A 23,878-nucleotide genomic window follows, 5' to 3' on the forward strand; every position below is an offset into this window, starting at 1 on the left:
AAACTAAATACGCCTGCGACACACTTTCATTTATTACGGAGAAACCGCTTTGTTTAGCCAGATACTGCACACACTGCGTGGAAAGTTTATCCTCACCATCTCCGTGGGGGTCATAGCCATGTCTGGGTTATTTTTCCTTTCATTACAGTCCATTAACGATATCGAACACAAATATGCCCACACCCGGGATACGGCCATTGCTGGAAGGGTTCTTGCACTCGATATTACAAAAAATATAAATTATTTTAGTAGATTAACAAGAAACATCATGCTTGGGAGCGATATAAACAAGGACCTCAAGCAGATCGATACGGCAATAGCAACGGTAAAAAAGCATTTTGCTACACTCTCTGCACTCAATCTGCCTGCTGAATCAAAAAATCTGACCGAAAAGGCGCACAGTGCTGCCATTGCATTCATGAACAACGGGCAGAGTCTTGTGGCCCCCCTGGCAAATGTGCCCGCAGACCAGCGACACCTTGCCTATAAAACCTACGAAAAAGAGGCGACGCCCTACGCCGTGGCCTTCAGGGAACACTTTGAAAAATTTGACGCAAACATCACCACGCTTGCCGAAACGGCCATGGCCGATCTTAATCAGGACATCGCATCGCGTCGCACCCTTATGTGGATTGAGTTTGTTTTTGCCATCTGCCTTGTATACTGCGCCGGGTACTTTTTGACCAACCGCGACCTCTTTGCCATGCGCCAATGCGTGGCCTTTGCCGCAAAACTTGGCAGACAGGATGCTGACGAGCGGCTTGCTGCAAACAAATTTGCCAGTCTTGGTGTACTTGCGCAGGCATTGAACACCACGGCAGACAACCTGGCCGCCTACCGGGAATCTTCAGCAAAGGCCCAGGCCGAGGCTGTGCACGAAAGGGAAGAAGCCACAAAAGCGCTGGCAGAGGCCAGGCAGGCACAGGCGCTTGCCGAAAATGCCAAAAATGAAGGCATGCTACAGGCTGCCCACCAGCTTGAAGCAGTGGTTGAAATAGTATCCGAAGCCTCGCAGGGTCTGGCCGTAAAAATCGGACAGTCACACCGTGGCGCTGAAGACCAGTCCAGTCGTGTGCGTGATACGGCCACGGCCATGGAAGAAATGAACGCGACAGTGCGCGAAGTCGCCCAAAATGCCCAGCAGGCCGCAGACATTGCCGATCAGGCCCGCCAGCAGGCCCAGGAAGGCTCACAGATAGTGAACAGCGCCGTTAAGGGCATTGAATCGGTTCACGCACAGTCCCTCGCTATCAGGCAAGACATGGACATGCTTGGCAAGCAGGCTGAAAGTATCGGCAATGTCATGGCTGTTATTGCCGACATTGCCGACCAGACAAATCTGCTGGCGCTCAATGCCGCCATTGAAGCCGCTCGCGCTGGCGATGCTGGCCGGGGCTTTGCAGTGGTGGCAGACGAAGTACGCAAACTGGCGGAAAAAACCATGACCGCCACGCAAGAGGTAGGCCGTGCCATTGGCGATATCCAGAGCGGAACAAAAAAGAATATTCTGAATGTGGAACAAAGCGCCAGTGCCATTGAAGAAGCTACAGCACTTTCCATCCGCTCTGGCGATTCCCTCAAGCAAATTCTACAATTCGTGCATATGGTCAATGATCAGGTTCAGGCCATTGCCACTGCAAGTGAGCAGCAGTCTGCCGCCAGTGAGGAAATCAGCAGATCTGTAGAGCAGGTTGCAAACATCTCTGCCGAAACTGCCCACACCATGCAGGACGCTTCGCACGCCGTGGAGGGCCTTGCACAACAGGCGCAGGTGCTCCGGCAGCTTATCCTCAACATGAAAACCCCGAGCTAGCAGCAAGGCAGCACACACGGTTTTTTAGCAGAAAGCGGATTGGTTTGTTACACCCAAGGGGCTTATGACGCAGTTCATAAGCCCCTTTTCAATTTCAACCATACTTGTGCCTTGGGCGATGCAGCCACCCTATCCGACATGCTTTACCACAATAACCTCGGTGGCGGGGGTACCTGGCGGTAGTCGACAGCGCCCATAAAAAGTATCATGTTGCTTAATGATAACCAGTTGAAGTATTCACAATAGTCTTGTAATAAGGTCGGTTATGAAGTTGTGCAAAATCAGGTCATTACTACACCCTGTTAGGAATCACATTTTTACAATTGTCAGTTTGAGCAAATAGAATTCTTCTTGTTGCCTTATTGAGAGGATCTGCATGTCTTCCCAAACAGAAAATTACAGCTATGTACCAAAATCGAATAATTACGAAATATACGCAGCTGCTCGCAATGCAAAGTCGCTTATAAAGGTTACCGGCTGCATGCTGCACCAGGGTAAACTGAAAGATATAATGTGCTATGGCCATATCAAGAGCGTTGAAGGTCGTGAAGCATTTGTCACGATCGTTGAACAGGAAGTTCTTTCACGCCCCTGCAAAATATACCTCAATGAATTTGAATACTTTTTTTGTCTGGATAAAAATTTCCCGCAACGTATGCGTCTGGGCTACCTTGGAACGGGCAAAATTCTTGATGTCAAAAAAGACCGTGAAGGCAACATCAGCGCCATGCACCTGCGCTTTGCCGCCAAAAGCGTGGAACGCCGCATGCGACGCGACAGGCGCATTGAATGGCAGCAGGAATACTCGAGAGTATCGGGCATCATACGTCTTGACGCCGTACCAGAGGACAAACTTGACCTCAAAAATCTTATACAGCAGCACTATCACAGCTCTGCTGGCAAAACCCAGATCATAAACATCTCCGCAGCCGGGGCCTGCGTCCTGTTACCCGAAGAGGCCGAGCTGAAAAGCCTTTCTGCAGATACCCATTTGATGCTCTACATTCTTTCGGACAGATCAGACATGATGAACGACGCCTACATTTTTCTGGGCAAAAAAATTGGCGTCACAAGCAGTAGTATGAGCAACATGCTGAAGCTGCGCATGCAATTTACACACGAACTTGAGCTGCATAGTACGCTGTTCAATCTGAACTGGACTGAAATATCCAACACAGGATCCGTGCGACTTGCCAGTTTTATTGACCAGTATTGCCGCATTGAGAACAACGAATGCGATTTTGATTCCGGAGCATAGCCTGAGCGGCGATGTGTTGCAGATACAGATGTGATTTGGGGCTGAAAATCCTTCGGCCTGCCCCCCTGCCTGGCTCGGCTGTTCCTTTGTATCCTTGATTTCCCGGTTTTATTGAGCTTGTTAAAAAACAGCTTTTCTACCTTATGCCATAAATCTGCCCACAGCATATGGACACAAGCCTGAAGTCACATTACGGTGAATACAAGTAATCCGCTCAGCTTTGCTCATCGACTGGCCGAAGCCTTACCGCACAGCCGCATGTAATATTTTAGGCTTTTTGCGGCAGCATTCGCTTCCATGGTCTGACAGACAGGCATCTGAACAGATAAACTGATACGTCGGCTTTCTGCGATTTTACTGCCCCACATGTTCAACCCACCCCCTCCAGGGAGGCGCACAATGCAGTTTAAAGTTGCAACCCGGCTTTGGCTGGGTTTTGGTTCCATATTCTTTCTCATGCTGCTCAGCACCCTGGTCATGCGCCACTATCTGAATGAGGCAGATATGCTTGCCGACATTACCAATCAGGAAAGTCTGCCCATGGCCCTGATTGCAGCAGACATGAAACTGCAGACCGTGCAGGTGCAGCAGTTTCTCTCGGACGTGTCTGCCACGCACAATACCGATGGCTACAAGGATGCGCAGGAATCAGCAGATACTTTTCACGCGCATGCCGCCAGATTCAAAAACAAATTCTCCAGCGAAAACGACAAGAAAGCCCTTGAGCGCCTTGCGGCAACAGTAAAATCCTTTGACGAAATGTATGCCCTTGGCCGCAAAATGGCCGATACCTACATCAATCAGGGCATAGAAGCTGGCAATGAGCTCATGGACGATTTTGACAAGGCGACAGAATCGCTCACAGACGCTCTGGACCCATTCATCAATGAACAGATGAACGCGACAAAAAGCAATCTGGGTACCTTGAAGGCCGAGCTGGCCACAAGCCTGATGATGCAATGGCTGCTGACGGCAATTTCCATAATTACGGGTTCAGCTGGCGCATTTTTTACAATACGCGCGTTCATGGCCCAGCTTGGTGCAGAGCCTTCAGACGTGGCAGAAGTTGCCCGTAAAATTTCGAGTGGTGACCTTGAGGTTGACATGACCCTGCACGGCAGCCGCAAGAATTGCGGGCTGTTTGCCGCCATGCGTGAAATGCGCGATAAACTGAAAGAGAGCTTTACCCTGGCTACAGCGCGTCAGGCCGAAGCTGTGGAACAGGCAGAAGCCGCTCACAAGGCCATGGCCGAAGCCACTGAAGCAAAGCATATGGCCGAAAAAGCAAAAGTTGAAGGAATGATACAGGCAGCCAGGCAACTGGATGCGGCTGTTGAAGTAATCTCCACTGCTTCCGAGCAGCTTGCAACCCAGATTTCCCAGTCCAGCCGTGGCGCGGATGAGCAGGCAAACCGCATCCACGAAACAGCCACAGCCATGGAAGAAATGAACGCCACAGTGCTGGAGGTTGCCAAAAACGCCCAGCTTGCAGCCGATGTGTCGGGTAACGCCCAAAAGCAGACCCTTGAAGGCGTACAGATTGTTACCGGCGCGGTCGAGGGTATCAAGTCCATTCACACAAAATCGCTGGCAATCAAGCAGGATATGGGAGCACTGGGCAAACAGGCAGAAGCCATCGGCCAGATCATGAATGTCATTGCCGACATAGCTGACCAGACAAACCTGCTTGCCCTCAATGCTGCCATTGAGGCGGCACGGGCTGGCGATGCTGGCCGAGGCTTTGCAGTTGTAGCAGACGAAGTGCGCAAGCTTGCAGAAAAAACCATGACAGCAACCCGCGAAGTGGGCGAAGCCATAAGCGGCATCCAGCAGGGAACGCGCAAAAACATCGACAGCGTCGAGGATGTGGGCGCGGCTATTGAACAAACCACCAGCCTGTCTGTCCGGTCGGGCGAAGCCTTGCGCCAGATTCTTGAATACGTGGAGCACGTGAACGACCAGATTCAGGCCATAGCCGCCGCAAGCGAACAGCAGTCGGCAACAAGTGAAGAAATCAACAGGTCTGTGGAACAGGTTGCCACCATTTCATCCCAGACAGCGCAGGCCATGGAAAACGCCGCTCAGGCAGTAAATGCTCTAACGCGGCAATCCTCCACGCTGCAACAACTCATAAATGAAATGAAAAATCACGGCTGACGCCAGTGCTACGGCAAACATGGCTGCGCCTGTCAAGTATTGGGCCGCCCTTTGAGGCGGCCTTTTTTCATGTTGTTTTGCCAGATAAAGGCTGCACAAGTTGTTTTTTATGCAACACTAATGATTACATTTACCGTTTGTAACATTGTCAATCCTCTTGCAATCTTTTTTGCATCTCTTTATATATCGATTATAGGATTAGTATTCCATACAACTTATAACCAATTGTGGTGCTCCGGCTCGGCCAGAATCGGATATTCACGCTAGCAAAAAAATCACAAAACACTAATGAGCCATCAGCACCCAAGCAGAAAGGAATTTTGCGCCAAGCAGTCCCCCCATTCATAAACAAGCAAGATATGGAAACTGGATGTAGTAAGCTACGGCTCGCAAGCATATCATTAACTTGTGAAGGATCTGCCAATGACAAATCTTCTTGGTGAATTTTTTGGTACTATGATGCTGATAACCTTTGGTGCTGGCGTTGTTGCCTGCGTTTTGCTCAAAGATTCAAAAGGCAATGGCGGCGGCTGGATTGTCATTACCGCTGGCTGGGCCTTTGGTGTTATTCTTGGTGTATTCACCGCTGTTGCATTGGGCGCCCCGCAGGCTGACCTTAATCCTGCGGTAACCTTGGCTAAAACAATGCTCGGCACCTACGGTACCGCCCAGGCCATCGCCACCATGCTGGCACAGGTTGCCGGGGCCTTCACCGGTGCAACCATTGTCTGGCTTGCCTACCTGCCCCACTGGGCCCCCACCGAAGATCCTGGCCTCAAGCTTGCCGTGTTCAGCACTGGCCCTGCCATACGCAGCTATCCCCAGAACTTCCTGTGCGAAGTCATCGGCACGTTCATGCTGCTGTTTGCAATTTTTGCCATTTTCCACAAGAACAACGGCGCCCTGCCTGCCGGTTTTGGCCCCTATCTTGTTGGTATTCTTGTGTGGGCGCTGGGCCTCAGCCTTGGTGGCCCCACCGGTTATGCTATCAATCCTGCCCGTGACCTTGGCCCCCGCATTGCCCACGCCGTATTGCCCATCGCTGGCAAGGGCTCTTCTGACTGGGCCTACGCATGGGTTCCCGTTTGCGCTCCCATGGTGGGCGGTGCTCTTGCCTATGTTGTGGGCAAGGCCGTCGGCCTGATCTAATATCGTAATTTGAGCAACTCCGTGCTTTTGCCGGGCAGACGGTCACAGGCCACGCCCGGGCGCCTACAAGCACCAACCATGCTTTCGGAGGAATTTATGGCTCAGAAATACATACTCTCGCTCGACCAGGGCACCACCAGCTCCCGTGCCATTCTTTTTGACCGCGATGCCAATATCGTGCAGGTATCCCAGCGCGAATTCACCCAGATATTTCCCCAGCCGGGCTGGGTTGAGCACAACCCCAACGAAATCTTTGACACCCAGTCGCACGTTGCCAAGGAATGCCTGAAGCATGCCAATGCTCAGGGCAACGAACTGGCCGCCGTGGGCATCACCAACCAGCGCGAAACCACCGTTGTGTGGGACAAGGCCACCGGCGCCCCCGTGTACAACGCCATTGTGTGGCAGGATCGCCGTACGGCAGGTTTTTGCGACCAACTGCGTGCAGAGGGCAAAGCCGAGGTAATTCGCCAGAAGACTGGCCTTGTGCTTGATGCCTATTTTTCTGGCACCAAGGTTCGCTGGATACTCGACAACGTGCCTGGGGCGCGTGCCAAGGCCGAAGCGGGCGAGCTGCTTTTTGGCACTATCGACACATGGCTTATCTGGAACTTCAGCAAGCGTGGTTCGCACGTAACTGACCCCTCCAACGCCAGCCGTACCCTGCTTTTCAACATTCACACCGGCCAGTGGGATGATGAACTGCTCGAAATCATGGGCGTGCCGCGCGCCATGCTGCCCGAAGTTGCGCCTTCTTCCAGCGTTATGGCACAGACGCACCCCGAATTTTTCGGACAGGCTGTGCCCATTGCCGGTGTGGCGGGCGACCAGCAGGCAGCCACCTACGGCAACGCCTGCATGACCGAGGGCATGGCCAAGAACACCTACGGCACGGGTTGCTTCCTGCTGCTCAATACTGGCACCAAGCCCCGCGAAAGCAAAAACAACATGCTTACCACCGTGGCATGGGAAACCCCCAAAGGCCGCTACTATGCCCTGGAAGGCAGCGTTTTTGTGGGTGGTGCGGTTGTGCAGTGGCTGCGTGACGGCCTTGGCTTTATTCGCGATTCTTCCGAAATGGAGAGCCTCGCCATCACTGTACCCGACAACGGCGGCGTGTACCTTGTGCCCGCCTTTGTGGGCATGGGTGCCCCCTATTGGGACCAGTACGCGCGTGGCACAATGGTGGGTATAACCCGTGGCACCAACCGAGGGCACATAGCCAGGGCCGCCATCGAATCCATCGCCCTGCAAACCCTTGATATCATGGATGCAATGCAGAAGGATGCGGGCGTTCCCCTTACCACCCTGCGCGTGGACGGCGGCGCAAGCCGCAACAACATGCTCATGCAGTGCCAGGCCAACCTTACCGGCGTTGTGGTTGAACGCCCCATCGTTACGGAAACAACCGCGCTGGGCGCTGCTTACCTTGCAGGCCTTGCGGTGGGCTTCTGGGAAAGCGAAGAACAGCTCTGCGCCCAATGGAAGCTTGACCGCCGCTTTGAGCCCAACATGCCCGAAGACCGCCGGCAGGAACTGCTGCACCAGTGGCATCGCGCCGTTGAACGTGCCAGAAACTGGATTGAGGAGTAACGTTTCCCTTCAGGTAGCGCATTAGCTCTGCCCATTTCAACAAAAAAGGGCCGCCCGTTGGGTGGCCCTTTTTTGCGTCTGAGTGACGGATTAGGCCGAATATCTTGGCTGATGGTTTAAAAATGCCACTGTTACTGACGCAATCTGTCTACCCGTTGCAAAGTTTTACCCCATCACCTGCGTCATTGATTACAGCACATTACGATATATGTGTGCAGCAGTGCCTGCCAGAAAAACAGCTACCTGTCTCCCATGGCAAAACGGCATATTTGATATTGAAATTAACTTTCAAATCTGATAATCCGTGTTTTCACGAATCACCTGTCAATTCTGTGCCTAAAAATCTGCGCCATGCCGGTACTCTGGCCGATGGCAGTAAGGACATGTAAATGCTGTGCAATTCAAGCCTAAGCCTTGCCGAAAATGCTCATCGCCAGAACCGGACCATGCCCTGCGCCAGTGCGGTTACCGAAATAATCCATCAGCTCGCTGAATCACTGGGCAAGGCGATTGACGCAAAAGACACCTATACACTGGCTCACTCAGAAGAAGTAGCTGTCATATCCCAAACTCTGGCCCTCTCCATGGGCCTTGGTCACCAGATGGCAGACCTTATCCACGTGGCAGGGCATTTGCACGATCTTGGCAAAATTGGCGTGCCGGATGAAATACTGGCCAAAACCACTACCCTAACGCCAAAAGAGTGGCTGGCAATTCGCAGGCACCCGGATATCGGCGCAGACATTTTGGCTCCCATCGCCTGCCTGCGAGAATGTGGCATTGTGGATATGGTTCGGGCGCATCACGAACGCTTTGACGGTAGTGGTTACCCCCAGGGGCTTGCTGGTGGGCATATTCCGCTTGGCGCGAGAATCATTGCTGTGGCAGACAGCCTTTCGGCCATGCTGCAGTCGCGGCCCTACCGCGCAGCAAAAACATTTGATGAAGCCTGCCGCGAAATAGCCCACGGCACGGGCAGCCAGTTTGACCCCAAGGTTGTGGCGGCATTCGCACGTGTTAGGGATCGCCTGCGCGACCTTGTTGCCATGCTGCGCATTGAATAATTCCCCTTCGTAAAACCGTACTTCTCCTACAAGCAACACCGGCATACGCCTGGGCATGAAACGCCGTGCCCCGGCGTGCCCGGGCTGTCTTTATGCTCCCCAATAGGCGAGCCTGAGACATACCCAAATTGTTTGACTGCCATACGACAACAGGTTATTTTATCGTTTTGGCAAATGCTCGGCATGCCTTTCCCCGATTACGCTCTTCGCTCCAACCTGCTGTCCACTGCGCGCCCAAGATCGCGCAGGCCGCATGTGGCGCGCCGATAGCGGGCCAGCCAGCACTTCTGCCTTTCGTCGGCTCTTGCACTTCGTCAGCCGAATGGTGCTTGCCGCTCACACCAGACCTCTGAATTTCAGGCAGTTCTTATGCAAACAAACATATCGTCGGCCATAAGCCGTGAAGCGCTCAGACGCCGCACTTTCGGCATTATTTCGCACCCTGACGCAGGTAAAACAACCCTTACCGAAAAGCTGCTGCTGTTCGGTGGGGCCATTCAGATGGCCGGTGCGGTCAAGGCCAAAAAGGCCCAGCGCCACGCCACGTCCGACTGGATGGAAGTGGAGCGCGAGCGCGGCATCTCCGTTTCCTCATCGGTGATGAAGTTCACCTACGCCGACCATATCATCAATCTGCTTGATACACCCGGTCACCAGGACTTTTCAGAAGACACCTACCGCGTGCTCACGGCGGTGGACTCTGCCCTTATGGTCATCGACTCGGTCAAGGGTGTTGAAACGCAGACCCGCAAGCTCATGGAAGTGTGCCGCATGCGCGACACGCCCATTCTCACCTTTATCAACAAGCTTGACCGCGAAGGCCGCGACGCCTTTGACCTGCTGAGTGATATCGAGCAGACTCTGGGTATTCAGGCTGCCCCCATGACCTGGCCCATCGGCATGGGCAAGAGCTTTCAGGGGGTGTACGACATCGAGCGTCAGGCGATCCGCTTTTTTGCTGAAGACGGCAAAAAGTCCTCGCGTCCCAAGGAAGCCCTGACCATCAACGGCCTTAACGACCCCCAGCTTGCAGAACTTATTGGTGAAGATGCTGCCGAGCAGCTGCGCACTGAAATCGACCTGCTGGAGGGCGCTGGCTATCCCTTTGACAAGGAAATGTACCTCAAGGGCAAGCAGACCCCGGTATTTTTTGGCAGCGCCGTCAACAACTTTGGCGTACAGGAGCTGCTTGATACCCTTGTGCGTCTTGCACCCGGCCCGATTCCCCGAGTGGCCGAATGCGCCACGGGCGAACGGCTTGTTAATCCGCTTGAAGAAGACTTTTCCGGCGTGGTTTTCAAGATTCAGGCCAACATGGACCCGGCCCACCGCGACAGAATAGCTTTCATGCGCATCTGTTCCGGCAGGTTTGAGCGCGGCATGAAGGTCAAACACCACCGCATCGGCAAGGAAGTGCAGCTTTCGCGCGCCATCACCTTTATGGCCCAGGATCGTGAAGGTGTGGAAGATGCGTGGCCCGGCGACATTATCGGCCTGCACAACCACGGCACGCTCAAGATCGGCGACACGCTCACCACTTCAGAACCGCTCAAGTTTACGGGCATCCCCAATTTTTCGCCCGAGCATTTCCGCCGTGTGCAGCTGGCCGACCCGCTGCGTTCAAAACAGCTGGCCAAGGGCCTCAAGCAACTGGCCGAAGAAGGTGCCATTCAAGTTTTTCGACCCATCATGGACAGCTCACATATTCTTGGCGCAGTGGGTGTGCTGCAGTTTGATGTCATCATTGCCCGCCTCAAGGCAGAGTATGGCGTTACCGCGGTGTACGAACCCTCGCCTATTTCGGCTGCCCGATGGATAACCTCAAACGACCGGGCCGCCCTTGAGTCATTCAAGTCTGACCAGCAGTCAAGCCTCGCGTATGATGGCGACGAATGCCTGGCCATACTTTCTACCAGCGAATGGAAGCTTTCGCGTATCATTGAAGAATGGCCGCAAATCACCTTCCACACTACGCGCGAAATCAGATAGTAAACGCTGCCATATTCCTGAGCTAAACAAACACGCACTGCCGCTCTGAACGACAGAGGGATAGTGCGTGTTTTTTATATGCTAGTGCAGCCCACGTACCCATATGCTACAAACGACCAATCTCTTGCCAAAAAATAAAAAATACGGTATGATTACAAGAAAAAGAAATGTTTTTTGATCTTCTTCTTCCGCCCTTATGATAGAAAAACAGTCCGTATATTTTGTCATATGACTGCAATTTTAATTAAATACTTTATATTGTTACCACTGTTTTTCTTTCTAACAGTTAATAACAAGGATTGTATCGTGCTAAGCATTAAAAATAAATTGAGTTCTTTTTCAACCCTCCGAAAAATAAGATTTTTGTCGACAGCTGTCTTGTTAATTTCAGTAGTATTGCACTTTTTTAATCCCACCTATGAAGGTCCTATCCCAGCACCGTCAGACAAACAGAATAATGCCTATATTTCACCGCTGTCTCGCTATATATACTGGCGAAACCCGGTATGGACATTGGAAAATGGAGATTCCGAGTCTTCGCCACAAGAATCAAACCTCTTGCTTTTTGAAAACGGTACACAGCTTGGCCCTGCACATAGTACACATAGTGATATTCGTTCCAAAGGCACTGGTGCGTATTCACACTGGGGCGGAGCTCTGTACTTTAGTTCCTCCGATAATACTGACCCCAGAGCTAATGGCCGCACGTATACCATAAAGGTCAGCCTGGGACTTCGCTGGTGGATAACACTACTGAGCTTTGTTTCTGGTGGAATATTGGCGTTCAGCTATTTGCCCTTTCTGATGAGATATTCTTTTTTTCGCATATCTATCTTAAATTTTACATTTTTTTTGGGATTGATCATTATTGTTTGTGCGGCTGGTGAAATATATCTCCGGATGGTCAAGGGAATTAAAAATTCATCAACATTACTTGAAACTGTTCCGCAAATTGGAAATATCTACACTCCAAATTCTACAGTGCATTGGACAAACTACACAGATTTTTCTGTTACAGAACAAGTAAATTCTCTTGGCTTTGTTGATCGCGAGCCCCCCGTTTCAAAAAAACAACCCAACGAAGTGCGCATTGCATTTATTGGCGACAGCTTTGTTGAATCTTTGCAGGTTCATAACAATCAAAAAAGCCATGTTATACTAGAAAAATGGCTGAATAGTAAAAACAGCAAGTACAAATTTACTGCGGCAGCATATGGCTATTCAGGTACTGGGCAGGTCAACCAACTGCCGTACTATGATTTTTTTGCAAAAGAGTTTAGGCCGGATTATGTTGTGCTCGTGATTGTCAGCAATGACTTTTCGGACAATTGTCCTGTTCATGTTGCGTTGAGAAATGGATGGGATCCAGAACACAACCCCCGCCCCACGGTGCAAAAAGACCCAGATGGAAAATTTTTCATACTTGAACCGCAGTTAGATTACGCTGGATACCTTTTGCCTGCCAGTACAACAACCCCTGCGACCACCCTGTTTGCCAAAATTCGCAAAGGGCTCTTCAAGTACAGCATGCTGTATAAATATGTTTCAATATCCTTGCAGCTTAACTATCATCTAAATATTGGCATATTCTCAGGAGAATATGCCAATGACAACATTATTGGTCAAAGATTGAACTTTCTGAAACAAAACAAAAAGTATCATGACCTAGTTAAAGATGAAGATGGTGTTGATTTAATGAATCTAGATTATCAGTTTGACAAAAAGGACATGTCACCACTTACAATTGATGGCATTGCAAGAACTGATTTTGCAATTTCGGAATGGAAACACCGTGCAGAGGCAGATGGTTTTAAATTGGTAGCATTATTATCTCATTCTACGAGCATGTACTGCCAAAAGGATTCACTCATACGTGAACGGTTTGTTCAAATTTTCGATAAATATCGCATCCAGCATTTCGATCAATGCGACACAATACTCAATTCGGGGCACCTACCTTCTGAAGCAAATTTCAGCCATGACGGACACTGGAATACCCAGGGGCATATTTGGGCCGCTGAAACATTGTTTCCATATTTTGAGGATGCAATTCGCTGAACCCAATATGGATACTAATGTTGAGCCTCCCCAAAGCTTTATCTCTGTTTTGTGGGAGGCATTCATTCGCAATGTTCTGTATTCTACGGTTATGCAACGTGAAAGACATTGCTTCTATTACCCTGCTGTGACATTCTACTTGTGTGGAATGCCATCCATGCACATATAAGGTGTGTAACACCCCCTCTCTCTCTTTTGAGATTGAGTATGTGCCAAGAAATTATACACGACGCATAAAGTGCGACATGAATTTGTTATGTTGAAAAAAATTCTGATTTATTTGATTATAAGTATTGCCATGCTTGAGGTGGCGTCCTTTTTTTACATAAAATATGTAAATACAAATATCCAGATGCCTTCCTACAGCTTTGTAAATGTCAACAGTAAGTTCTGGACATTCAGTGACGAGCATTTTGGTGTATGGCATCATCCATCGTCCACATATTTACATAAAAAGGCGTGCTTCACAGAAACCTACGTCTCCAACGCCTACGGCATGCGCGACAAGGAACGCACCAGGGACGCAGATCAGCAACGCGTTGTAATTCTGGGTGACTCCTTTATAGAAGGCTGGGGCAACAAGGCTGAAAACAGGCTGTCAAACCTCTTGGAAGTCAAAACAGGCAAGGAAGTGCTGAACTTTGGCACTTCTGGTGGCTTTGGCACCATTCAGGAATGGCTTCAATACAAGTATATGGTAAAAAATTTCCGGCACGATGTTGTCATGCTGGGTATTTTGCCCCGCAACGATTTTGAGGACAACAGCCTCGAATTTTACCATACTCAGGATACAGACGATTATAGACCTTTTCTCGTGGGCGAGTACCCGAGTTACAAACTCTTTTATCCTGTAAATACGTTGCCAAACCCCACGCGCCTGCAGGCTTTTGGCAAGAGTCTGCAACTCACGGTGCTGGAATGGAGCTGCCTGTACCGTGTGGCAATTTACCTGCACGACTTCAAGATCGACAACATGAAACTTGTGCCGCGATGGGCACCGGAAAAAACAAGTGACCCTTCCGGAAGCTCCATGTATTATGCAGTTCCAGATAATGAATGGAACATCATGCGCTACTCGCTTGAACAACTTGTAGCCGAAGCGGGCAAACGCAAGGTTATTTTGTTCACCATTCCAGCCTATCAGGATTTTGAACACTACGACGGCAAGGAGCCACCCCTGGCTCAGAAACTGCGAGAGCTGGCAAACCGCACAGGCGCAACCTATGTGGACCTTATGCCCGCCATGGTAGCCAGAGGCGTTAAATACCCTGATCTGTACTTTAGTTGCGACAAGCACTGGAATGCGTTTGGCAACGCCGTTGCCGCCGATATTCTGGAACCCTACGTGCGAGCCGCGCTGCAATCTGCCCCCGCTGCAAAAGGTAACTGATGCAAGAACGCAAACTTTATTTTGGTTTTTTACCTGCTTCCGTGAACGACAAGGAATGTGCCGATACCGCCATGGCCATGACCCTTATATGTCTGCTGGTGATTACGTATATCCGCTCGCTTGCTCTGTTGCCCCTTGCCATCGTGCTGTTGCTGCTTGGCATGGTGTGGCCTCGCGCGTACAAGCCACTTGCAATGCTTTGGCTTGGCATTTCCTTGCTGCTGGGCTCCGTTATGTCGCGCGTTGTGTTGAGCATAATCTTTGCGGTTATTGTAACGCCCATCGCGCTGGTCATGCGTCTGTTCGGACACGATCCCATGCGCCGCAAGGCCTGGAAAAAAGGCACGGATTCCACCTTTGTAACTCGTGACTATCTTGTCGAAGCAAAAGATCTGGAACATCCATTTTAGGGTGCGTTCCACAGGAGATATTTATGGATTTTCTTAAAGACCTGCTGCAATTTTTTATGCAGCGCAAAAAATTCTGGCTGCTCCCTCTTGTTATCGTTCTGCTGCTTTTTGGCGTACTTGTGGTGATGACCAGCGGCTCGGCGATAGCACCCTTTATTTATTCAGTTTTCTAATCACGCACGCTTGGCGCGCCGCGCCTGCAATACACGGAGTCTTTAATGCCCATGGCCATTCTTGGCATATCTGCTTATTACCACGATTCTGCCGCCGTATTGTTTGTTGACGGCAAAATTGTGGCCGCCGCTCATGAAGAAAGGTTTTCGCGCATCAAGCACGATTCAGGCTTTCCGCGTAACGCGGCGGCCTATGTTCTGCGCGAGGGCGGGCTGAATATTGCTGATCTGGAGGCTGTCGCTTTTTACGACAAGCCCTACCTCAAATTTGAACGTCTGCTCGAAACATACAATGGCTTTGCCCCTTCCGGGCTGCGCAGTTTTCTTTCTGCCATACCGGTCTGGATCAAGGAAAAACTGTTCATGCGCGGCATGCTGCGCGATGCCATTGCAAAGCTTGGCCCCGGCTCACCCAAGGTGCTTTTTCCAGAGCACCACCTTTCTCATGCGGCCAGTGCCTTTTATCCCTCGCCTTTTGACAGGGCGGCCATTCTGACCATCGATGGTGTGGGAGAATGGGCAACCACCACCATCGGCATGGGTGAAAACGCCCAGATACGCATCCTCAAAGAACAGCAGTTTCCCCATTCACTGGGACTGCTGTACACGGCCTTTACGGCATACTGCGGTTTTAAGGTCAATTCGGGCGAATACAAGCTAATGGGGCTTGCGCCCTACGGCGACGGCGACCTTGAGCTTGTGGCAAGGCTTAAAAAGGCCATTTGCGATACGCTGGTGGACATTCGTGAAGACGGCTCCCTGCTGCTGAACATGGACTACTTTGATTATGCAACGGGCCTACGCATGTACAAGCGCGCCAAGTGGGAAAAGCTTCTGGGCATACCACCGCGCGATGCGGAAAGCGAAATCGGCCAGGAATATATGGCTCTCGCGCTTGCCATCCAGCAGGTGACAGAAGAAATCGTGCTCAGGCTTGCCCGCACCGCGCGCGAGCTGACCGGCTGCGAAAACCTTGTCATGGCTGGTGGCGTGGCCCTTAACTGCGTGGCCAACGGCCTGCTCATACGCAAGGGCATTTTCAAGAATGTGTGGATTCAGCCCGCATCGGGCGACTCTGGCGGCGCATTGGGCGCAGCGTATGCCGCATGGCACATCTGGGCGGGCAATGAGCGCCCCTCCCCTAATGGCGTTGACGCCATGCAGGGGGCATACCTGGGACCAGAGTTTTCGCGCAACGATATCATGCGCGTGGTGCGCAGGTTCAATGCGCCCCACAAGGAATACGCCAGCACAGATGTGCTGTACTCTACTGTTGCGCAGCACCTTGCAGACGGCGCGGTGGTTGGCTGGTTTCAGGGGCGCATGGAATACGGTCCCCGTGCCCTTGGCGACAGATCCATTCTTGGCGATCCCAGGCGGCCAGAAATGCAGAAAAAACTGAACCTCAAGATCAAGTTCCGTGAAGGATTCCGTCCCTTCGCCCCTTCGGTGCTTGAAGAATACTGTGCGGAATGGTTTGATCTTGAGCCCACGTCGCCCTACATGCTGGTGTGTGCCCCGGTGGCGCAAAAACACCGCATACCGCTGCCGGACAATGTGCGTGAACTGCCACTTTACGACCGCCTGTACCTGCAACGCTCTACGGTACCGGCAATCACGCATGTGGACGGTTCTGCCCGTATTCAAAGCGTCTCGCGCAGCACAAATCCCCGCTACTGGGGGCTGATTGATACCTTCAGGCGCGAACAGGGATGCCCCATGGTGGTAAACACCAGCTTTAACGTACGCGGCGAACCTATTGTGTGCACGCCGCTTGACGCATACACCTGTTTTATGCGTACTGAAATGGACTTTCTTGTATTGGGCGACATTGTTTTTGACAAACGTGACCAGCCTGAGTGGCAGGAAAATGTAGACTTCAAGTCCATTTTCACCCTCGACTAACACACACCGCATACAAGCCATACTATAAATTCAGGGCGAAACTCTGTTGCAAGAGTTTCGCCCTGAATTTATATGTTTTGCAACAAGGCAATATGGTTCAATTTTGGTAGCAGTTCCGCATGATTGGCTGCACCTGATTTGGCAAAAATAACATTGCGGACAAGACCTGCGCAAAATAGGAAAGGCGAGCACCGGAACAAACCGATGCCCGCCCGATAAATTCTGCAGCAATACGTCAGGGCAAGCGAGATACTCTTTAGATCTGCTGCCTTCTCTGTCGCACAAGGCAGCCCACAAGCCCGAATATGCAGGCGGGAACAATCCAGCCAAGCCCCACTGCCTCAAAAGGCAGGTAGGCGGTCAGCTTGATGGGCAGCCCAAATCCTTCCAGTACACTTATGCCGCTGCACAAGAGAGCACCGCCTGTGGCAAAGCGAAAGACATTGTCGTTGCCTATGTGCTTGTCAAAAAGTGAAAGAACAATAACCACAAGTGTGCCGGGGTACAAAAACGTGAGTATGGGCGCGGCAAAGGCAATGATACTGTCCAGTCCCACGTTTGAAACCACCATGCTGAAAAGCCCGGTGCAAACGGCCACGCACTTGTAGCTCACACGCCCTTTGCTGAATTGCGAAATAAAGGTGCCCGTGGTGCCAATCAGCCCCACGGCCGTTGCCATGCACGAAACACTCATCACCACGGCTAGCACCACGTTGCTGGCGCGGCCAAACAGCCCGCCCACCAGATAGGCCGCCAGCGCGCCTTTTTCTGTATCTGCGGGGTACAGGCCAGAACCCGTGGCTCCCAGATAGCACAGACCCCCATAAATAACGAACAGCAGTGCGCCGGCCACCAGGCTTGAAAGCCCCACAGAAAGCGCTTTCTGACTGCCAGAGGTATAGCCCTTGTTTTTCAGGGCGCTCACAATGACAAAACCAAACACCAGCGAAGCCATGACATCAAGGGTCTGGTAGCCAGCCAGAATACTGTTCCAGGTCACGTTGGCATCGTGTACCGTGGGGTTGATTTCGCCCAGAGGCCAGGCCACAGCGGCGATAACAATCAGAATAAAACCACCGATCTTGATAGGCGACAGATAGCGCGCAATGGCATCAACCATGTTTGATTCGCGGTAGGCCAGTATGGTTGAAATGCCAAAAAAAGCTACAGAATACAGAATCTTGGCTAACGATATGCCTTTAGAAGAATAGCCCAGTGGCGCAAAGGAAATGGCAAAAGCCGTGGCCCCGGTGCGGGGAATGGCCAGCAAGGGACCAATGCACAGAATAATCGCACTCATCATAAGCATTGCTGGCACACTACCAAGCCTGTGCAAAAGGCCTTCCTTGGTGTCTATGCAGTCAGATGCAAGCATGGCGTAGATAGTCAGCAGCGCAAGGCCCACGTCTGCGGCATAGTAGCACAAAAATCCTGTAAACCACTGATTGCCAGCTGTAAGCCCGATATAGAGAGGAAAAACCACATTTCCAGCCCCAAAAAACATGGAAAACAGCGCTGCACCAACTATAAACGAGTCACGCAAGAGTTTTTTGTTCATATGATTCCAATAATAAATTTATTGTCAGGCGCTACAGTATGCCGTGGCTTACTGCCAAAGCGTCAGCCGCCGCCTCAAATAACAGAATGGGGCACGCGAGGCCATACTCTTGTGCCATTTTTTTTCAGCCAATATTGCTTCTTCAATCCTGTTTCAACAAAATCGCAATGTTACTGACGTATACAAAACGGCCCAGCTGTGAAGCAACAGCTGGGCCGTAACAACGGCATGCCAGTAAATGCGGCTGCCTGCAGACTACCAGGAAAGAGCTATTTAGGCACAGCCAGGATGACCTGCGAAGCCTTGACGATGGCGGTAACTCTTTTGCCAGCTTCAAGGCCAAGGTTCTTGATGCTGCCCATGGTCACGATGGAGGCAATGGAAGCGCCGCCGGGCAGATCAACGATAACCTCCGCATTAACCGCGCCGGGGGTAACCTTGCTCACAGTGCCAGCAAATTGGTTGCGGGTAGAGAGCAGGTACTTGTCCGCGTCATTCATCAGCAGCACAAAGCTGGCCTTGATAAGCGCAATGGCGGTTGCACCGGGCTTGAGGCCAAGATTGTTGGTACTCACCTTGGTGATGGAAGCAACAATGCTAATGCCACCATCAACAGCAAGCTCAACTTCATCATTCACGGCGCCGGAGTTTACAGCAACAACCCTGCCGCTAAAAACATTTCTTGCACTGGTTTCCATATTATTCTCCTGTAGTTTCGCGGAGTGATAATCATAACACATGGGGGGAGGTATTCCTCCGCATTGCATGACTCAACCCTACTAGCTCTTTCTCCAGATAGCCAACAACGCACACCATAAGATAAAATTGCAATTTTTTACTTTTATCATAGACAGTTACATGTTCACCCTTTTTCATAATAACCTGATATTGCATAAAAAATTAAATTCAGAGGGCGCGTAGTTCAAATCGTTCAATGCTTCCAGCTGCATGCGTTGCAGCCAGCCACCAGATGACAATTTTTCAAAGACACCGTACCATGCCAGCCGGACGCCGGATGGGAGCCAGTCTGAGTATTGCTGCCGTATCTCCTTGCAGTTGCGCCCTGTCCGGGCTACGGCATGCCAGCAAAAATGTTTGTCCTTTGCCAATAGTGGAGAAAGCATGAATACATTTGATGTCGTCGTTATCGGCGGTGGGCCAGGCGGAGCCAAGGCCGCTGGCATACTCGCCCGTGGTGGAAAAAAGGTTGCTCTGGTTGAGAGCACTCACCTGGGCGGTGTGTGCCTTAATTGCGGCTGCATACCCACCAAGCTGCTGCTTGGCGCAACTGCGCCCAAGGGGCTTTTGCGGGGTCTGGAGCGCCAGCGCGTGGCCAAGGGATCCATTGAGGTGGATTACGATGCCCTGCAAAAACGTATTCAGCGCTTTGTCAAAGGTACGTCTCAAGCTCTGGGTAAAAGCCTTGAGCAGCTTGGCGTTACCCTTATTGATGGCCGTGCGGTCTGCACCGGCCCCAACGAGGTGCAGGTTGTCTGTGCAGATGGCACCAGCCAGGCCCTGCAGGCCCATCGCATCATACTGGCTGGCGGCTCGCGGTCTGCGGCTTTTCCCGGCATGGCACCCGACCACGATGCGGTTCTGGACAGCACAGACATGCTGCGCATAACTGCCGTGCCGGAAAGCCTGATTGTGGTGGGCGCTGGTGCCATTGGCCTTGAAATGGCCGACTTTTTCAATGCCATGGGCAGCAAGGTGACCATTGTGGAAGCCGCCCCGCATGTGGCACCCACGGAAGATGCCGACCTGGGCCAGGAAATGGCCAAACTGCTGGGCAAAACCGGCATCACCTGCATTACCGGGGTAAAGGCAACCTCACTCGCCACCATCAACGGCATGGCCGTGCTGGCCCTTGAAGATGGCCGCGAACTCACGGCTGCCAAGGCCCTCGTGGCCGTTGGCAGAACTCCCAATACCGACGGGGTTGGCGCTGAGAGCGCTGGCTGCGTACTCAAGGCTCGTGGGTATATTGATGTGAACGACAGCCTTATGGCTGCCCCCTCGGTGTACGCCATTGGCGACATCAACGGGCAAACCCTGCTGGCACACGCGGCGGAGCACCAGGGTTCTTATGTGGCGCGACACATTCTTGGTACGCATACGGCCCAGTATGCTTCCGGGCCCGTGCCTTCGTGCGTGTACGGCAGCCTCGAGATCATGCGGGTGGGCATAACCACCAAACAGGCTCTGGCCTGCGGTGGCGAGGTTACGGTTGCCAAAGCCCAGCTCATGGGCAATGCCATAGCGCAGGCTGGCGGCGACGCCTCTGGCTTTGTGAAGGTGGTATGGCACAAGGGTGAGCTGGCGGGCATTGCCGCGCTCGGGCACGGAGTATCGCACCTTGTTACGGCCGCCCAGTTGCTGCTCTTGGGACAATACCACGGCGAGGCGCTGCACGCCTTCATGTTTGCCCACCCCACCCTGGATGAAGCACTGCACGCAGCGCTTGAAGCCCCCAGAGAAACCGTCAGCGCCTAGCTGCATACCCCCATTTTATACGGTTTTGCCCCGGTCAGCGTCATGCTGACCGGGGCTTTTCCTTACTTTTGTCAATTTTCAGATATCAGATTAAGTATCATGTAAAATTCTTGTCAAACTGCAATATGTTGTCTAACATACATATGTTTATGTTCAATTTATGCGAAATTTTTTCGGTGCAATCCTCACCCCCCCTATCAGGAGAGCAAAATGGCCTACGTGGAACAGGTGTTAAATAACCTTAAAGAAAGATATCCTCACGAGCCCGTATTTTTGCAGGCAGTACAAGAAGTATTGCAAAGCCTGCAGCCCATACTTTGCAAAAAGCCAGAATACGCGAAAATGAAGATACTTGAGCGTATTACCGAGCCGGAGCGCTGTGTTTCCTTCCGCGTGCAGTGGATGGATGATTCAGGACAGGTACAGGTTAACCGTGGATATCGGATTCAGTTCAACTCCGCTCTTGGTCCCTTCAAGGGAGGCCTGAGGTTTCACCCCAGTGTTAACCAGGGGCTGCTGAAATTCCTTGGTTTTGAACAGATTTTTAAGAACTCCCTCACCGGCCTTGCCATAGGCGGCGCGAAAGGTGGCTCTGATTTCAATCCCAAGGGCAAGTCCAAGATGGAAATCATGCGCTTCTGTCAGGCCTTTATGACAGAGCTTTGCACCCACATTGGCGCAACTGTGGACGTACCCGCTGGTGACATTGGCGTTGGAAGCCAGGAAATCAGCTTTCTTTTCGGTCAGTACAAGCGCCTTACCCGTCGCTACGAAGGCGTGCTTACCGGCAAAAACCTGCTGTTTGGCGGCTCACTGGCACGTCCCGAAGCAACCGGTTATGGTGCGGTGTACTTTGCCCAGGCCATGCTTGAAGCTCTGGGCAAAAACCTTGAGGGCAAGGTATGCACGGTTTCAGGTGCGGGCAACGTGGCCATTCACTGCTGCGAAAAGCTCATTCAGGTGGGCGCAAAACCTGTTACCGTTTCCGATTCGTCGGGCATGATCTACGATGCTGAAGGTATCAGGCTGGATGTGCTCAAACAGGTGAAGGAAATCGAACGCAAGCCGCTCACCCGCTATGCGGAACTGGTTTCTACCGCAACCTACACCCCCGTAAAGGCCTACCCCGAGGGCCGCAATGCAGTGTGGAGCGTGCCCTGCTTTGCGGCCTTCCCCTGCGCGACGCAGAACGAGCTGAACCTGGCCGACGCACAAACCCTGCTGGACAACGGCTGCGCCTGCGTGGCCGAGGGTGCAAACATGCCCGCCACGCTCGACGCGGTGCACGCCTTTATTGCCTCGGGCATCTCCTATGGCCCCGCCAAGGCGGCCAACGCTGGCGGTGTTTCGGTGAGCCAGCTTGAAATGGCGCAAAATGCCAGCATGCAGCGCTGGACCTTTGAACGGGTGGACAACCAGCTGCGGCAGATCATGTATGACATTCACCACAATGCCGCTACCACGGCCGCTGAATTCGGCCATGCCGGCAATCTGGTAATGGGCGCGAACATTGCGGGCTTCCGCAAGGTTGCCGATGCAATGATAGCCCTGGGTCTGTAGCATCCTTTCCTGCAAATGCAGGAAAGGCGCTGTACGCAAAAAGCCTGTTGCGGGGAATGCACTGAAGAGGCGGCATTCCCACGCAGCAGGTTTTTTGCGCAGTGGGCTAAATATCACAGCATATTATTCTGATGGGCGAGAGGCATCACCCTGCCCCAGCGGGCGCTGCATGAGCACAATATCCACCCACTGACCAAGCTTGAAGCCCACGCTGCGCAGCACACCCATGTGCTGAAAACCAAAGCTGGAATGCAGGGCAATGGAGCCTGCGTTGCCGCTGTGGCCTACCACCGCAATCATCTGCCGCCACGGCCCCTGCTCGCAGCGGGCAATAAGCTCGTGCAGCAAGGCCCGGCCAATACCGCGGCCACGACAGTGGGCATCCACATAAATGGAATCTTCAAGGCAGTAGCGATAGGCTGAGCGCGAGCCGTAAAGCCCTGCATAACAATATCCCACGACAGCTCCGCCCTGCCGCGCCACCAGAAACGGCAGACCAAGCGCAAGCACAGCATCACGCCGCAGCGACATCTCGCCCAGATCTGGCGGCTGTTCCTCAAAGGTAGCCAATCCCTGCAGCACGTGCGGGGCATAGATAGCCTGCACGGCGGCCATATCCTGCTGCCGCGCATCTTCCACCACCACATTTGCGGAACCGACCCCTCCCGATACCGGGAATAACGTATCCATCAGGCTTCTTCCTGCCTTGCAGCCAGAGTGTGATTTACCAGCAGTTGTAGTGAATTTTGCTCTCGTTGAAACGGTCCGCCTCGCTAAAGGGCTGAGCGGGATGCCCCATAACCACGAGTCCAAGCATGTTGATGTGTGCTGGGACCTTGAGCAGCTCACGTATGGGTTCAACGCGGTCCTCAAAGGGGTACATGCCGCACCACACAGTGCCAAGGTTCAGGCCGCGCGCGGCGATCAGCATGTTTTCGAGAGCAGCTGTGCAATCCTGCTGCCAGTAACCCGGAGACTTGGATTCTTCGGGATTGGCGCACACTACAATCACCACAGACGCCTCTGCGGCCATCTTGGCGTAGGGGTGGCGCTCGGCAATGCCCGCGAGCAAAGCAGCGTCGCGCACCACAACAAAGTGCCAAGGCTGCTTGTTGTGCGCGCTGGGTGCGCACATGGCCGCCTTGAGCACCAGTTGCAGATCCGCATCGCTCACAGGTTCGGCGGTAAACTTGCGAATACTGCGGCGGGTAAACAGGGCATCAAAAACATCCATAATCAACTCCTTGTCTGTTGCGGCCCAGATGGTGCGCTCCGGCTCGGGCAACACCGCATGATTTGCAACAA

Annotated in this window: 19 protein-coding genes; 15 read left to right on the forward strand and 4 right to left on the reverse strand. The window is 52.3% G+C overall.

The annotated features are described in order from the left end of the window. Positions 1–268: 268 nt before the first annotated feature. From F8N36_RS07585 to F8N36_RS07645, 13 genes are all read left to right on the forward strand, one after another. Positions 269–1,813: a methyl-accepting chemotaxis protein gene (locus F8N36_RS07585; RefSeq protein ID WP_291332193.1), complete on the forward strand. Its 1,545-nt coding sequence runs from the start codon at positions 269–271 to the stop codon at positions 1,811–1,813. 376 nt (positions 1,814–2,189) lie between these two features. Continuing rightward, positions 2,190–3,071 carry a hypothetical protein gene (locus F8N36_RS07590; protein WP_291332194.1) on the forward strand — a complete coding sequence of 294 codons (882 nt, stop codon included), beginning with the start codon at positions 2,190–2,192 and terminating at the stop codon, positions 3,069–3,071. Between the two features lie 399 nt (positions 3,072–3,470). Then, entirely contained in the window at positions 3,471–5,228 is a 1,758-nt protein-coding gene (locus F8N36_RS07595; protein ID WP_291332195.1) for a methyl-accepting chemotaxis protein, read from the forward strand. 423 nt (positions 5,229–5,651) lie between these two features. After that, complete coding sequence (locus F8N36_RS07600; RefSeq protein WP_291332196.1) at positions 5,652–6,377, forward strand: MIP/aquaporin family protein; 726 nt, start codon at positions 5,652–5,654, stop codon at positions 6,375–6,377. Between the two features lie 96 nt (positions 6,378–6,473). Further along, the gene (gene glpK, locus F8N36_RS07605; protein ID WP_291332197.1) at positions 6,474–7,970 is read left to right on the forward strand and encodes a glycerol kinase GlpK; all 1,497 of its coding nucleotides are present in this window, start codon (positions 6,474–6,476) and stop codon (positions 7,968–7,970) included. A gap of 104 nt (positions 7,971–8,074) precedes the next feature. Next, entirely contained in the window at positions 8,075–8,359 is a 285-nt protein-coding gene (locus tag F8N36_RS07610; RefSeq protein WP_291332198.1) for a hypothetical protein, read from the forward strand. A 57-nt stretch (positions 8,360–8,416) separates the two neighbouring features. Beyond that, a complete protein-coding gene (locus F8N36_RS07615) occupies positions 8,417–9,034 on the forward strand; it encodes an HD-GYP domain-containing protein (RefSeq protein ID WP_291332199.1) in 618 nt (205 codons plus the stop codon). A 369-nt stretch (positions 9,035–9,403) separates the two neighbouring features. Further along, positions 9,404–11,023, forward strand: a complete 1,620-nt coding sequence (locus F8N36_RS07620; RefSeq protein WP_291332200.1) for a peptide chain release factor 3 — start codon at positions 9,404–9,406, stop codon at positions 11,021–11,023. A 306-nt stretch (positions 11,024–11,329) separates the two neighbouring features. Continuing rightward, positions 11,330–13,081 carry a hypothetical protein gene (locus F8N36_RS07625; RefSeq protein WP_291332201.1) on the forward strand — a complete coding sequence of 584 codons (1,752 nt, stop codon included), beginning with the start codon at positions 11,330–11,332 and terminating at the stop codon, positions 13,079–13,081. 352 nt (positions 13,082–13,433) lie between these two features. Further along, the gene (locus F8N36_RS07630) at positions 13,434–14,471 is read left to right on the forward strand and encodes a GDSL-type esterase/lipase family protein (protein ID WP_291332202.1); all 1,038 of its coding nucleotides are present in this window, start codon (positions 13,434–13,436) and stop codon (positions 14,469–14,471) included. Between the two features lie 41 nt (positions 14,472–14,512). Then, positions 14,513–14,881, forward strand: coding sequence for an SxtJ family membrane protein (locus tag F8N36_RS07635; RefSeq protein WP_291332203.1), 369 nt, complete (start codon positions 14,513–14,515; stop codon positions 14,879–14,881). Positions 14,882–14,904: 23 nt separating this feature from the next. After that, entirely contained in the window at positions 14,905–15,054 is a 150-nt protein-coding gene (locus F8N36_RS07640; protein WP_291332204.1) for a DUF5989 family protein, read from the forward strand. Between the two features lie 45 nt (positions 15,055–15,099). Further along, positions 15,100–16,959: a carbamoyltransferase gene (locus F8N36_RS07645; RefSeq protein ID WP_291332205.1), complete on the forward strand. Its 1,860-nt coding sequence runs from the start codon at positions 15,100–15,102 to the stop codon at positions 16,957–16,959. Positions 16,960–17,215: 256 nt separating this feature from the next. On the opposite strand, the gene brnQ is transcribed toward F8N36_RS07645, so the two are convergent. Both brnQ and F8N36_RS07655 read right to left on the reverse strand, forming a co-directional pair. Beyond that, entirely contained in the window at positions 17,216–18,517 is a 1,302-nt protein-coding gene (gene brnQ / locus F8N36_RS07650; protein ID WP_291332206.1) for a branched-chain amino acid transport system II carrier protein, read from the reverse strand. Positions 18,518–18,786: 269 nt separating this feature from the next. Beyond that, positions 18,787–19,257 (reverse strand): TOBE domain-containing protein, encoded by a 471-nt coding sequence (locus tag F8N36_RS07655; RefSeq protein ID WP_366247039.1) that lies wholly within the window; start codon positions 19,255–19,257, stop codon positions 18,787–18,789. A gap of 382 nt (positions 19,258–19,639) precedes the next feature. Between F8N36_RS07655 and F8N36_RS07660 the strand changes: the two genes are divergently transcribed. Together F8N36_RS07660 and gdhA are read left to right on the forward strand one after the other, a co-directional pair. Continuing rightward, positions 19,640–21,013: an NAD(P)/FAD-dependent oxidoreductase gene (locus F8N36_RS07660; protein WP_291332208.1), complete on the forward strand. Its 1,374-nt coding sequence runs from the start codon at positions 19,640–19,642 to the stop codon at positions 21,011–21,013. A 210-nt stretch (positions 21,014–21,223) separates the two neighbouring features. Next, the gene (gdhA, locus tag F8N36_RS07665; protein WP_291332209.1) at positions 21,224–22,573 is read left to right on the forward strand and encodes an NADP-specific glutamate dehydrogenase; all 1,350 of its coding nucleotides are present in this window, start codon (positions 21,224–21,226) and stop codon (positions 22,571–22,573) included. Positions 22,574–22,696: 123 nt separating this feature from the next. Here gdhA and F8N36_RS07670 read toward each other — a convergent pair whose 3' ends face one another. Next, positions 22,697–23,263, reverse strand: coding sequence for a GNAT family N-acetyltransferase (locus F8N36_RS07670; protein WP_291332210.1), 567 nt, complete (start codon positions 23,261–23,263; stop codon positions 22,697–22,699). Positions 23,264–23,297: 34 nt separating this feature from the next. Then, entirely contained in the window at positions 23,298–23,807 is a 510-nt protein-coding gene (locus F8N36_RS07675) for a nitroreductase family protein (RefSeq protein WP_291332211.1), read from the reverse strand. Positions 23,808–23,878: the final 71 nt, after the last annotated feature.

It is taken from the genome of Desulfovibrio sp. (assembly GCF_009712225.1).
Classification (GTDB): domain Bacteria; phylum Desulfobacterota; class Desulfovibrionia; order Desulfovibrionales; family Desulfovibrionaceae; genus Desulfovibrio.